The organism is Pseudoduganella sp. R-34 (assembly GCF_049904655.1).
In the GTDB taxonomy this organism is placed as follows: domain Bacteria; phylum Pseudomonadota; class Gammaproteobacteria; order Burkholderiales; family Burkholderiaceae_D; genus Rugamonas.
Genome location: NZ_CP184572.1, coordinates 58,673 through 72,772, shown reverse-complemented (window position 1 = coordinate 72,772; position 14,100 = coordinate 58,673). Strand labels below are relative to the sequence as shown.

Below are 14,100 nucleotides of genomic sequence, written 5' to 3'. Positions count from 1 at the left end.
CTCCCCGATATGACGACCCCACCCTGGCTGGCGCAGGGTGAGCCGCTGGCGATTTCCAAAAGGATGGCGGAAGCGGCACTCGCTTCGCGCCGCGCGCCGAAACCGGTTCCGCAAGTCGACCCGAAGCAGGTTTTGCGCAGCATGTGGGAGACCTTCGAGATTGACCCGGCGCGCAGCGATGCCGAGTTTCGCGAGGCATGCGCGGAAGCGTCGCAGCGGCTGCAGGAGCAAACCCTCGACGGTTCGCTGCTGTCCGATGCAATCCTGCTTGCCATGTCGAACAATCCAGTGTTCCGCAGCGGCGCGGAGGATGTGCATCCGTTTGGCGAGCCGATGCTCGATGCCATCGCCGCGCACAAAGGCTTGGAGTACTGCGTCGACGTCTTCATCGAAATGCTCAAGCTGCAAGTGGGCTTCCTGCCGTCGCGGGAGAAAAAGCGGAAGGCGGTCATCGAGTGCCGCGAGCTGCTTCCGCTGGCCAAGTATGAGCCGTTCTGCGGGGCCGAAATTGCCCTGCGCCGCCAGCTGTCCAATGCACCGGAGGCGACTTGGCGGGCTTGTGCCGACAAGATCGAGCAAGCGCTGCCCGCCATCCCGCTCGCGCGCAGGGCTTCACTCGCCGCGCAGTTGCCGGAACGTCCGGAGCTGTCCAACCGCCTGGTGCATGAACTTGCAGGCAGCCCGGCGCATGCAAGCTTGCCGCTGCTGCTGGTGTCGGCCGACGAGCCGGAACTGCTGCGGGTTCTGGGCGAAAAAATGCCTGAGCGCGGACGCTACTTCACCAGCCCGATGCTGGCGGCGACCATCCTGGCCGGGAAGGGCGTGCAGGCATGCTCGCCCTTCAGCGTTGCCGTCACGCGCGATGTGGTCAGCGAGGCCCTGACCCAGATCGGCACCCCGGAAGCCATCCGGCTGCTGGTCGAATCGGTCGCGCAGACTACCGATCCGGAATACGAGGGATGGGATACCGCGGTCGAACGCCGGACCGCGCTGGTGCGCCTGGCTGCGGCGCTCCAGCAATGGCCCGTTGCCGGCATCGCTGCGCTGGCGGAGATTGGCGAAAGGCCGGGCAAGGTTGGCATGGTGGCGTCGTCCAGCCTGGCGGCGCTGGTCAGCGAGCATGCCGAAGTGGTTCCCCAGCTCCTGCGCTGGGTCAGCCCGGCTGCGCAGGCATTGCTGCAACGCCTGCTCGGACAACGCGATACTTCGCTGGAAGAGGCGGCGCGCGAGGATCTGCCGGGCGTGCTGGCGAACCCGCCGTGGCTGCGGCCGCGCAAGAAGGCCCTTGCATCGATCGATTTGCAGCCGTTGCCGCTGGCTCCCGTGGAGCGATGGGACGACGTCGACCGCGAAGAATGGGCGAACGCGGGCCCATGGTGGGAAGACACCTTCGAGCGCGCACGCAAGGATCCGGCAGCGTGGGTGGCGGAGCTGGGGTTCAGCCGCAATCCGGGGACGTCCGGCGATGAAGCCCGCAGGCAGGCGATCCAGGCCATCGCAGAAGCCGACAGCAAGGCGATGGTGGCCGCCTGGCGGCTGTACGTATTGGGCGATCCGTGGGCGCGCCTCTATGCGCCGTTGATTACGCGGCTGCCGGGAGAAATGGGCGTCGAGACCTGGAGCCTGCTTTCCAATTCAGTCGACGTCAGTGGCAGGTGCCTGGAATTCCTGCTGGCGCGATTCGGCTTGCGCGCGCTGCCCGGCTTTGAGGCTTTGCTGCGCCACCGCTTCGACGAAGTGGTCGAGTATGCCCCGTGCTTTGGCTCCGTCGGCATGGCGGCGCCGATGGCGCGCGCTGCGGTCAAGCTCAAGAAACTGCAGGCGCAGGGGCGGCGATGGCTGCTGCGCTTCCCCGAACATGCGATTTGCGGGCTGATTGCACCGGCGCTCGGCAAGGCGGGCGAAGAGAAGTCCTGCGCCATGTCTGCGTTGCGCTACTTGCGCGCGAACGGGCATGAAGCGCTGATCCTGAAGGTTGCGGCCCGATACGAGAACGCCGCAGTCTCTGCCACGCTGCGTGCCCTGCTCGATGAAGATCCGCTTGAACGCCTGCCGGCCAAGCTTCCCAAGCTCCCTGACTTCTGGGCGCCGCGCGGGTGGCGCCGCCTGGTGTTGAATGAGTCCGGCGGCGCCAGTGCCGGCAAGGCGGTGCCGAACGACGTGCTGGTGCATGTGGGGACCATGCTGATGCTGCCGACGGTCGATGGCGTGTATCCCGGCATCGCCCAGCTCCGGGATGCCTGCACCCCCGAATCGCTGGCGGACTTTAGCTGGGACTGTTTCATGGCATGGTTGAATGCCGGTGGCGTCGTCAAGGACGGCTGGGCGATGTCGGCCCTGGGCTGGCTGGGCACGGACGATACCGCCCGCAAGCTGATGCCGTTCATTAAGGCGTGGCCGCCGGAAGGGGCGCATGCACGGGCGGTAGCGGCGCTGGACGTGCTGACCGACATCGGCAGCGAACTTGCGCTGATGCTGATGAACAGCGTCGCGCAGAAGGCCAGGCAAAAGCCGCTGCAGGACAAGGCGCGCGAAAAAATCGCCAGGATCGCCGAGGCGCGCGGCCTGACGACCGAGGAGCTGGAAGACCGCATGGCGCCAGACCTGGGCCTCGGGCAGGACGGCACCCTCGTGCTGGACTTCGGTGCGCGCCGCTTCCGGGCCGGCTTCGACGAGGCGCTGAAGCCTTTTGTGCGCGACGAAGACGGCTACCGGCTGCCCGACCTGCCGAAGCCGAGGCAGAGCGATGACGAGGCGCTCTCCACAGCCGCGGTCGAGCGCTTCAAGGCCCTGAAAAAGGACGCCCGCGCCATCGCCAGCCAGCAGGTAGCGCGCCTGGAATGGGCCATGTGCAGCCGGCGCCGCTGGAGCCACCAGCACTTCCGCCAGTTCCTGGTCGAGCACCCGCTGCTGCGCCACCTCGTGCAACGCCTGGTTTGGGGCGTGTATGCGGTGGGCGGCGATGGCGCGCAATTGCTGGATTGCTTCCGCGTCGCGGAAGACGGCAGCTACGCCACCGGCGACGACGATGCCTTCACTTTGCCGGAGGGCGAGCATATCCGGGTGGGACTGCCGCATGCGCTCGAATTGCCGCCGCAAGCCGCCGAGAAGTTTGGCCAGGTGTTCGCCGACTACAAGCTGTTGCAGCCTTTCGTCCAGCTGGGGCGCGATACCCATGCGCTGGAAGCCGGCGAACAGGCGCAAGCGCAGCTCGCCCGCTGGAAGGGCGTGGTGATCGCCACAAACCGCGTGCTTGGCCTGGCCAGCAGGGGCTGGAGGCGCGGGCAGGCCATCAACGGCGGCTTGATCTGCTCCTTCCAGAAGCCGGCCAATGGTTCCAGGATCATCGAGCTGACGTTCGAACCTGGCATCTACGCGGGCATGGTCAACGAGAATCCGGAGCAGTCGCTGGAAAGCATCTCCGTGGGCATGCTTGCAAGTTGGGGCGGAATCAAGACGGCCGAAAGCCTGGCTGCCCTCGACCCGATCGCCGCCAGTGAACTGATACGCGACATCGAATCCCTGCGGGCATGAGCGCCCGCAAACACTACTTGAATGTGAACTCCTATGCGCCGTTTTGAATTCGTCGACGACAGCTCGAACAAATTTTGGGAAATTGAACAGGATGGATTGGACCTGAACCTGCGCTGGGGCAGGATCGGTACCCAGGGCCAGAGCCAGACCAAGTCCTTTGCCGACAATGCCAAGTGCAGCGCCGCCATGGCCAAGCTCATCGCCGAAAAGACCGGCAAGGGCTATTCTGAAGTGGACACGGCGCCGGCTGCCGCGATCGGCAAGACTGCGGCCAAGCCGGTGGCGGCGCCGGAGCCCGTGGCCGCTGCGGAGGCACCAGCGCCGGCACCGGCACCGGCGGCGGCCCCTGCGCCGGCGCCCGTTGCCGCCGCCGATCCGGCGACCACGCCGCCCTGGCTGGTGCACATGCCGCCCGTGTCGCTGCCCAGGAAGCTGGCGGCAGCAGCGCTGGCATCGCGCCGCTTCCCGAAACCGGTGCCGGCGGTCGATGCGCAGGACGTGTTCCGCCGCTTCTTCGAGTGCCAGCAGCCGGATGCCGACGCGACAGACGCCGAACTGCGGCCCGCATTCGAAGAAGCATGGGAGCGGCTGCGGAACCAGGTCCTGGACGGCTCATTGCAATCGGACGCCGTCTTGCTCGCGCTGTCGGCCAAGCTTCCCTATGACTGGGAAGGCAAGAATGAGCTGCTGGCGCTAAAGATGCTGCATGCCCTCGTCAAGCACAAGGGCCTGGAGCACTGCGTCGATGCCTTTATCGAAATGCAGCGCATGCAGGTAAAGTGGCAGAGTGCCGGAAACCTGCCTCGCAAAGTCAGCATCACGTCCATCATCACCAGTGAACTGGGCACCTCGAGCCTGATGACGCCGGTCGAAGTCGCCATGCGGATCCAGTTGTCGTCGGCACCGGAAGCAGTATGGCAGGCGTGCGCCGACAAGATCGAGAATGCCATCCCCTCCGTTCACGCGCTGCGCAGGGCCGGACTGGCGGCACAGTTGCCCGAGCGGCCGGAGGTTGCCGACCGGCTGGTGCCCGAGCTGTCCAAAGGCCCGGCGTTGGAGACCCTGCCCCTGCTGCAGCTGGCGGCCAGCGATACCGGCCTGCTGGAAAAGTCCGGTATCAAGATTTCCAGCCATGAGCGCTGGTCGAGGAATCCGATGCTGGCGGCGACGATGGTGCAGGAGCGCGGCCCGCATGCCTTCGCAGTGCTGAAACTGATGCCGTACTGCGAACCGGCCAACGAAGCCCTGGCTTTCGTCGGCACGCCGGAAGCCGTCAAGCTGCTGGTCGAGGTCCTGGCCGAGGTGTCCGATACCAGTACCTGGACTCCCGTGTCGCTGAAACTGGCGCGCGCCAGTTTCTCGGCCGCGGTCATGCACGCGCCCCTGGCGGGTATTGCTGCCCTGGCGGAACTGGGCGAACGGCGCGGCAAGGAAGGCGAAGTCCTGCAGCTGACGCTGGCGATGCTGCTGCGCATCCATTCCGGTCAGGTTCCGCAGCTGATGCCATGGCTGTCTCCTGCCGCGCAGGCCTTGCTGCATCGCCAGCTCGAGAAAACCAGCGCCACGGTTGCGCTGGCCGCACAGGAAGACCTGCCGGGCGTGCTGGCCGATCCGCCATGGCTGCGGCCGCGCAAGAAGCCTGCTCCCGCACTGGTGGTGCAGCCCTTGCCCCTGGCGCCGGTCGAGCGCTGGGACGACATCGACCGCGAGGAATGGCTGTCCGCTGCACGCAGCCATTACTGGGGGCGTATCGAGGGCGAGCCTGAAACTCCCGACCAGATGGCATGGGCGATGCGTTTCCACTGGCACGAACCCGATGTGGAAGCGTGCACCCAGGCCAGCAAGGCCATTGCAAATGCCGATGCCAACGCACTGGCCGCAGCCTGGCGCATGTACCGGCAGAGGGACGCTGGTCGAGTGATCTGCGCGATGGCTATTCCGCTGTTGCCCGGCGCGATGGGCGCCGATGCCTGGAATATGCTGGCCAGCGACGTGGATCCTTACCCGCCGCAGATTGCCTTCCTGCTCGCCAGGCTTGGGCTGCCCGCGCTGCCCGGCTTCGAGGCGATGCTGGCGCGCCGTCCGGCAGATATGGCGCCATTGGCCAAATGCTTCGGCGCCGTTGGCATGGCATCGCCCATGGCGCGCGCCGCGACCAAGCTCAAAAAGGTGCAGGAGGAAGCCCGCCAGTGGCTGCTGCGCTTCCCCGCACATGCGATTTGCGGCCTGATTGCGCCGGCGCTCGGCAAGGCGGGCGAGGACCGTGATTGCGCGGCGTCGGCACTGCGCTACCTGCGCATGAACGGCCACGAGGCATTGATCTTCGACATCGCGGCACGTTACGAGGACGCTGCAGTTGACGCGGCATTGCGCGCCCTGCTCGATGAAGATCCGCTCGAACGCTTGCCGGCCAAGCTGCCCAAGCTGCCTGATTTCTGGGCGCCGCTGGGATGGCGCCGCCCGGTGCTGAATGACAGCTGCGGCGCCGGCGCGGGCAAGGCGGTGCCGGACCAGGCGCTGGACCACATCGGCACCATGCTGATGTTGCCAACCGCGGAAGGACTGTACCCGGGCATTGCGCAAATCAAGGACGCGTTCACTGCGGAATCGCTGGCGGATTTTGCCTGGGACTGTTTCTCGTCCTGGCTGAATGCCGGCGGCAATTCCAAGGAAGGCTGGGCCATGACCGCATTGGGCTGGCTGGGAACGGACGACACGGCGCGCAAGCTCACGCCGTACATCCGCGCCTGGCCGGGCGAGTCGGCGCATGCGCGTGCCGTGTCGGCGTTGGACGTGCTGGCCGACATCGGCACCGACACCGCGTTGATGCTGTTGAACGGCATCGCGCAAAAGGTCAAGTTCAAGGGCCTGCAGGACAAGGCGCGCGAAAAGATCGACAAGATTGCCGAGGAGCGGGAGCTGACCACCGAGGAGCTGGAAGACCGCTTGGCGCCCGACCTGGGCCTGGACGACAACGGCAGCGTGCTGCTGGACTTCGGCCCGCGCCAGTTCCGCGTCGGTTTCGACGAGGCGCTGAAGCCGTATGTGCGCGACAGCGATGGCAAGCGCCTGGCCGACCTGCCCAAGCCGAAGCAAAGCGACGACGCGGCATTGGCCGGCGCCGCCGTCGAACGCTACAAACTGCTCAAGAAGGACGCCCGCACCATCGCCAGCCAGCAAGTGCTGCGCCTTGAATGGGCCATGTGCAGCCGGCGCCGCTGGCTGCCGGAGCACTTCCGCCAGTTCCTGGCCCAACATCCGCTGGTGCGCCACCTGGTGCAGCGCCTGGTGTGGGGCGTCTACGAGATGGCCGGCAGCGGCGACGCCGGCGGCAAGCTGCTGGCATGCTTCCGCGTGGCCGAAGACGGCAGCTGGACCACCGGCGAGGACGACAGCTTCACGATGCCGGAAGGCGCCAATCTTTGCGTCGGCCTGCCGCATCCGCTTGAATTGGCGGCCGAAACTGCCGCGCAGTTCGGCCAGCTGTTCGCCGATTATGAGCTGCTGCAGCCGTTTTCCCAGCTGGGGCGCGATACCTATGCGCTGGACGCCGAAGAGCAGTCCGCGACGGTCCTGGAGCGCTGGAAAGGCGCCGTCGTTCCCACCGGCCGCGTGCTTGGCCTGGTCAACAAAGGCTGGCGGCGCGGGCAGGCGCAGGACGCCGGCGGCATCTGGTTCTTCCACAAGCCGCTCAGCCGCTCCAGGGTGATCGAACTGACCCTCGACCCCGGCATCATCGTGGGCATGGTGGACGAGTATCCGGAACAGACGCTGCAGACCGTCTCGGTCGGTTCGCCATCGAGCTGGGGCGAGATCAGGGCGGCCGAAAGCCTGGCGATCCTCGACCCGATCGCCACCAGTGAACTGATACGCGACCTCGAATCCTTGCGGGCATGACACCATGAAGAAAACACCCATCAAAGAATCGCCGGCCTTGCAGCGCCCGCCGGCGGAAATCCTCCATGCGCAGGAGCTGCAGCGCCTGCGCGAGAGCGACAACGGCCCGCGCCCGCCGGGCTGGGCGCTCAGCCTGACCGCAGCGCGCAAGTTCATCCTGGGCGACGACACGCTGGATGTCACGCGCAAGATCGTGGCGCCTGCCGCATCGATCGAGCGCATGCTGGTGACCCTGGCAACACGCCGCGGCCTGATGCTGGTGGGCGAGCCGGGCACGGCGAAGTCGCTGCTGTCCGAACTGCTGGCCACCGCCATCTGCGGCAAGTCGACCCTGACCATCCAGGGCGGCGCCTCGATCACCGAAGACCAGATCAAGTATTCCTGGAACTACGCCCTGCTGATCAACGAGGGCCCGAGCCCGCGCGCGCTGGTGCCTGCACCGCTGTACCAGGGCATGCGCGACGGCCAGGTGGTGCGCTTCGAAGAAATCACGCGCGCGCCGCTGGAAGTCCAGGACTGCCTGCTGGGCATGCTGTCCGACCGCGTCATGAGCGTGCCTGAACTGGCGGGCGATGACGGCATGCTGTATGCGCGCGACGGCTTCAACATCATCGCCACGGCCAACACGCGCGACCGCGGCGTGAACGAAATGAGCGCAGCGCTCAAGCGCCGTTTCGACTTCGAAACCGTGTTCCCCATCCTCGACTTCGACCATGAGCTGGCGCTGGTGAAGGAAGCTTCCGCCCGCCTGCTGGAGAAGAGCGCCATTCCGCGCAGCCTGCCGGTGCCGGTGCTGGAATTGCTGGTGACCACCTTCCGCGACCTGCGCGGCGCCGTCCAGGCGCACGGCGGCGACGCGGCCATGGACCGGCTGACAGCTGTCATGTCGACCGCCGAGGCGGTCAATGTCGCCCATGCGGTCGGCGTGCGCGCCTGGTTCCTCGAGCAGCGCGACGGCAGCCCGGCCGACCTGGTCGACTGCATTGCCGGCACGGTGGTCAAGGACAACGCCGACGACCGTGCCAAGCTGCGCCGCTACTTCGAACAGAAGGTGGCCAGGAAGAACGGCGCCCATTGGCAGGCCTACTTCGAAGCGAGGCAGCGTTTGCCGTGACGCCCGTATCGAACGAGCCGAACGTGTCGAACGAGCCGGTCATTCTCGGCGTGCGGCATCACAGCCCGGCCTGCGCGCGCCTGGTGGCGCACAAGATCCGCAGCCTGCGGCCGGCCTACGTCCTGATCGAAGGCCCAGCCGACTTCAACGACAAGCTGGAGCAGCTCTCGCTGCCGCACCAGCTGCCGCTGGCGGTCTACAGCTTCCTTTCCTCGGAAGGCGGGCACCGCGCGTCCTGGTCGCCGTTTGCCGAGCATTCGCCGGAGTGGCAGGCGCTGGCGGTCGGGCGTGAAACAGGCGCGCAGCTGCGCTTCATCGACCTGCCGGCGTGGGACGATGCCTTTGCCGACGTGCTCAATCGCTATGCCGACGTGAGCGACGAGACGCAGGCCGAACGCGCCGCCGCATACGAAGATGCGCTGCGCCGCAAGATGGCGGTCGACAGCAGGGATGCGCTGTGGGACACGCTGTTCGAGCAGCAGGATTCGCTGGAGCTGCTGGAGCAGGGTCTTGCCACCCATTTCGAGCATCTGCGCGCGGGCGATGCGGGCTCGATCGGCAACCAGGCGCGCGAACGCATGATGGCGCGCTGGATCGCCTGGGCGATGGCGCGCGGCGAAGGCCCGGTGCTGGTGGTCTGCGGCGGCTACCATGCGCCGGCGTTGCAGCGTGCCTGGCGCAGCGAGGACGGCGCCAGCCCGCCGGCGCTGCCGCTGCCGGACGACGCCGGCGGGACCGTGCGCTTCGGCTCCTACCTGGTGCCGTACACCTTCAAGCGGCTCGATTCCTTCACCGGCTACGCATCGGGCATGCCTTCGCCGTTCTTCTACCAGCTGGCATGGGAGGAGGGCATGCAGGGCGCCGGGCCGGCGCTGCTGCAGCGGGTCACGCAGCGCCTGCGCAACAAAAAGCTGGCGGCATCGACCGCCGACCTGATCGCCGTGCACGCGCGGGCCGAGGCCCTGGCCCGCCTGCGCGGCCATGCGCTGCCGGCACGCTGCGACTGGCTCGACGCGCTGGCCGGCTCGCTGGTCAAGGATGCGCTGGATGCGCCGCTGCCGTGGACTTACCGCGGGCCGCTGCGCTTCGGCACCGACCCGATCCTGGTCGAAATCATGGACGTGCTGGCGGGCGATGTTGCGGGCCGCCTGGCGCCCGGCACGCCGCAACCGCCGCTGGTGCTCGCGGTCGAGGCCGAACTCGAAGCCCGCGGCATCAAGCTGCCCGCCGACCTCTCCCTCGACCTGCTCAAGCCCGCGGACCGCGACAAGAGCCGCGTGCTGCATCGCCTGCTGCTGCTGGAGATTCCCGGCATCGACCGGCGCGCCGGCCCCGGCCTGGCGCTGTCCGGCGAGCGCCGCGAGGAATGGTCGCTGCGGGCGCCGCTGGAGCAGCGCGCCGCGCTGATCGAGGCGGCGGCCTATGGCGCCTCGCTGGAAGACGCCGCGCGCATGAAGCTGGAAGAACGCCTGCGCGCTGCGGGGCGCGCCAACGGCGAGAGCCGTTTCGCGCAACTCGCCGATGCACTGAACCAGGCTGCCTTTGCCGGCCTGGCCGGCATGAGCGACGGCATCCTGTCCGAGCTGGAAATAGCGGTCGGCGGCGAACCGCGTTTCGAAGCTTTCGGCACTGCGCTGCCGGTGCTGCATTCCCTGCTGCGCCACGGGCAGTCGCTCGGCATGGCGGGCGCGCCGGTCCTGCGCACGGTAGTCGCGGCGGCCTTCGACCGCGCGCTATGGCTGCTGGAGGCCACGGGGCCGGTACCGGCGGGAGAATTCGCGGCGCATATCCATGGCTTCCTCGCCCTGCGCCAGGTGGCGCGCGATGCGCTGGCAGGCGATGCTGCGCTGCCTTTGCAGGTGGAGGCCGGGCGCGCCCTCGCTGTATGGCAGCGCAAGCTTGCCGACCAGCGTGCCGCGCCGCTCAGCCGCGGCGCCGCGCTGGGAGGATTGGTCAGCCTGAACGCCGGACGTAGCGCCGCCAGCGGCGAAGCCATCACGCAGGCCTTGGCCTTGCTGGGCGAAATCGCGCCGGCGCAGGTGGGCGATGCGCTGGCGGGCATGCTGGCGCTGGCGCGCGATGAGCTGGTGCAGGAGGCGCACTTCGTTGCCGGGCTGGATGCCATGGTGAAGGCGTTGGACGACATCGACTTCGTGCTCGCCCTGCCGGCCATGCGCAATGCCTTCAGCTGGCTGCCGCCGCAGGAGCGCGGCATGCTGGCCGACGCCGTGCTGGCCCAGCACAACGCGGCGCATCTGCCGCGGCGCGCGCTGACCGCGCACTTCGCCGGCGCGGATGCGGAAGACGTGGCCAGGGCGGCGCTGCTGGAGCAGGCCGCGCTGCGCAAACTTGCCTCCTGGGGATTGGCAGCATGAACTTGAAACTTCCTGATTCGCTGGCGCGCTGGCGCCTGCTGCTCGGCGAAGCGGCGACGCCTGCGCTGGGCGGCCTGTCCGGCGCGGCCCGATCGGCGGACATGGCGCTGGACTGGCTGTACGGGCGCGATAGCGAGGTCGCCGCGCGCGGTGAGCGCGGTGCTGGCCTGGGGCCTTCCCAGCTTTCCACGCCCGACTGGATCAATACGATCCATGAACTGTTCCCGAAGGAAGTGATCGAGCGCCTCGAGGGCGACGCGGTGGAGCTGTACGGCATCGACGAAGTGGTCACCAACCTCGAGGTGCTGGAGCGGATCGAGCCGTCGGAGGCACTGCTGCGCGCGGTGCTGCACACCAAGCACCTGATGAATCCCGAAGTGCTGGCCGCTGCGCGGCGGCTGGTGGCTGAAGTCGTGCGGCAGATCATCGAGAAGATGGCGACCGAGGTGCGGCAGGCGTTCGCCGGCGCGCGCGACAGGCGCCGCCGCTCCATGCTGAAGGTGGCGCGCAATTTCGATTTCAAGCGTACGGTGCAAGGCAACCTGCACCGCTGGGACCCGCAGCGCGGAAAGCTGTTCCTGGAGACTCCGGTCTTCATGAGCCGCGTGCGGCGCCACACTGAGCGCTGGGACATCTGCCTGCTGATCGACCAGAGCGGCTCGATGGTCGAATCGGTGATCCATTCCGCGGTCATGGCCTCCTGCCTGTGGAATCTGCCGGGCATGCGGACTCGCCTGGTCGCCTTCGACACGGAAGTGGTCGACCTGACCTCGGACGTGTCCGACCCGGTCGAACTGCTGATGAAGGTGCAGCTGGGCGGCGGCACCGATATCGCCAAGGCTGTCGGCTATGCGCAGTCCCTGGTCGAGAATCCGCAGCGCACGGTGGTGGTGCTGGTCAGCGACTTCTGCGAGGGCGGCTCGCAAAATGAACTGGTGCGCCGGGTCAAGGCGCTGGTGCAGTCCGGCGTCACGATGCTGGGACTGGCAGCACTGGATGCGCGCGCCGATCCCTGCTACGACCGCGACATGGCGGCGCGCCTGGTGCGCGAGGGCGCGCACGTGGGCGCCATGACGCCCGGACAACTGGCAGCCTGGCTGGCTGAAAAGGTGCGCGGATGAACGCCCGGCGAACCGACCTGCTGGAACTGACGCCCGAGGCCCTGATCGCCCTGGCCAATGCGGGCTTCGTCAAGCGCGCGCAGAAGGACCTGGCCGAAGGCAACCTGCCGGCGCTCGAGGAACTCGCGGACGCCACGATCCGCGCCACCTACGCCGATGGCCATTGCGCCGTGCTTGGTCCCAACAGCACGCTGCGCGACGCCAGCTGCACCTGTCCGGCCAGCGGCTTGTGCCGGCACCGGGTCACGCTGGTGCTGGCGTACCAGGCGCAGGCCAGGGCGCTGTCGCCGGCGCAGCCGGAGAACCAGGCTGCCGACGATGCCGGCCCCTGGTCGCCGGCGCATTTCGCAGCGACGATGGCTGATACGGTTCCTGCCTCGACGCTGGCACAGGCGGCCAGGCTGGCGGCGGCGCAACCGGTGGTCAAGCTTATCGCGTGGCAGGAGGCGGCTGCGGTGCCGAGCGCCCGCCTGCCGATGTGCAATGTGCGCTTCTTCTCGCGCAGCAGCCTGACGCACGCCCGATGCGATTGCAAGGAGGGCAGCGGTTGCGCCCACATCGTCCTGGCCGTGTGGGCGTTCGCACAGGCGGAATTGAAGTCGCCGGGTTTTGCCGAAGCCAGCGTGACCCTGGCCAGTCCGCAGGAAGGCGGCCCGGCGCCCGTGGCGCGCGTGTTCGGCACGCAGGCGGCTGCAACGCTGCTGGAACGCACGCAGGCCCTGGCGCTGCAAGTCTGGCTGGACGGTTCCAGCCAGCCGATGCTGGCACTGGAGGCGCGCTTCGAAGAAGTCTTTGGCCTGGCCAAACAACTCGAATGGTGCTGGATCGGCGAGTCCCTGCACGGCATGAAGGACCTGATGCTGGCGCAGCATGCGCGGTCCAGCCGCTTCGATCCGAAGCTGCTGCTGTCGGCGCTCGCCGACCTGCATGCGCGCCTTGCGGCGGCAGTGCTGGCGGATGGCCAGGCTGCCGCCGGCCGGCTGCCGGAAGTGCCGGCCAGCCAGTTGCTCGGCATCGGCGTCAAGGGCGAAGTGGCGCTGGATCACTTGCGGCTGGTCTCCCTCGGCACCCAGCTCTGGGCCGATGACGAAGCCGAGGGCGCGCTGCTGGTATTTGCCGACCCGGACACCCTTGCGGTGACCGTGATTGAGCGCCGCTGGCCCAAGCCGAAGGCGGGCGAGCCGGGCATCGCCATCAAGTCGCGCAGGATCGCGGGCCAGTCGGTAGAAAGGCTGGCCGCCAGCCAGGTCGTCACCAGCGGCGCACGGCGCCGCGCCAACGGTGCGCTGGAGATTGCCGCCGGTGCGCGCCAGACCAACGTGCTGCCTTTCTCGTCCAGGGCTTGGGACGACCTGATGGCGCCGCTGCGCCAGTCGTCCGCCGAGGGCTTGCGCGACTACCTGCTGGATGCCGTGCCGGATTTCGCGAGGCCGCTGCAGGCGATTGAACACATGCACGTCGTTCCCGTGGCGCAGGTAGGCGAATGGGAGTGGAATGCGGCGCGCCAGACGCTGTCGGCCTGGATCGAAGTGGGCCAGGGGCTGCACGAGCCCGGGCAGCGCCTGCTCCTTCGCAAGCGCCACAACCCGGCCGCGCCGCATGCCGTCGATGCGCTGGCAAGCGCGCTGTCCGGGGAATTCGGCGCACCGCTAGCGGTCTCCGGAACGGTCACGCTGGAAGCGGGACTGGTGGCCATCGATCCGTTTGCCATCCTGACCGAACAGCGCGCCGTGGTGCCTGACGTGGAGAGCACGGCGGCGCGCGAACTCGCGCCGGCTGCGCTGCTGCATGAGGCGCCGCCGCTGGTGCACCTGGCCGGCCAGGTGCACGCCCTGCTTGGCCGATGGATGCGGCAAGGCCTGCGGCACCAGGCTGCGGGCGCCTTGAAGGAAGCCGAGGATCTTGCGGCAGCCATGGAGCGCAACGGCCTTGCCGCTGCCGCCGCCCTGCTGCGCGAGGCCGTGACCCTGATGCAGGCGCCGGACAAGCAGCCTTTGCCCGGCAAGCTGGCAACGCTTTATCTTTTGCTCGCCGAAATTGCACGTTCGGCTTGAAACCC

The 14,100-nt window shown here is 67.9% G+C and carries 6 protein-coding genes; all 6 read left to right on the top strand.

All coding sequences use genetic code 11. The annotated features are described in order from the left end of the window. Window positions 1–9: 9 nt before the first annotated feature. Genes ACN9MW_RS00320 through ACN9MW_RS00295 form a run of 6 tightly spaced genes read left to right on the top strand, consistent with a single transcriptional unit; the run spans window position 10 to window position 14,095 of the window. A complete protein-coding gene (locus ACN9MW_RS00320; RefSeq protein ID WP_426166470.1) occupies window positions 10–3,534 on the top strand; it encodes a DUF4132 domain-containing protein in 3,525 nt (1,174 codons plus the stop codon). Window positions 3,535–3,567: 33 nt separating this feature from the next. After that, window positions 3,568–7,431, top strand: coding sequence for a WGR and DUF4132 domain-containing protein (locus tag ACN9MW_RS00315; protein WP_426166468.1), 3,864 nt, complete (start codon window positions 3,568–3,570; stop codon window positions 7,429–7,431). A 4-nt stretch (window positions 7,432–7,435) separates the two neighbouring features. Then, entirely contained in the window at window positions 7,436–8,545 is a 1,110-nt protein-coding gene (locus tag ACN9MW_RS00310; protein WP_426166466.1) for an ATP-binding protein, read from the top strand. Beyond that, window positions 8,542–10,920: a DUF5682 family protein gene (locus ACN9MW_RS00305; protein ID WP_426166464.1), complete on the top strand. Its 2,379-nt coding sequence runs from the start codon at window positions 8,542–8,544 to the stop codon at window positions 10,918–10,920. Before ACN9MW_RS00310 ends, ACN9MW_RS00305 begins: the two co-directional genes overlap by 4 nt. After that, the gene (locus ACN9MW_RS00300) at window positions 10,917–12,041 is read left to right on the top strand and encodes a VWA domain-containing protein (RefSeq protein ID WP_426166462.1); all 1,125 of its coding nucleotides are present in this window, start codon (window positions 10,917–10,919) and stop codon (window positions 12,039–12,041) included. The genes ACN9MW_RS00305 and ACN9MW_RS00300 overlap by 4 nt, the downstream gene beginning before the upstream one ends. Then, on the top strand, window positions 12,038–14,095 hold the full coding sequence (locus tag ACN9MW_RS00295) for an SWIM zinc finger family protein (protein WP_426166460.1): 2,058 nt from the start codon (window positions 12,038–12,040) through the stop codon (window positions 14,093–14,095). The genes ACN9MW_RS00300 and ACN9MW_RS00295 overlap by 4 nt, the downstream gene beginning before the upstream one ends. The last annotated feature ends 5 nt before the right edge of the window (window positions 14,096–14,100 follow it).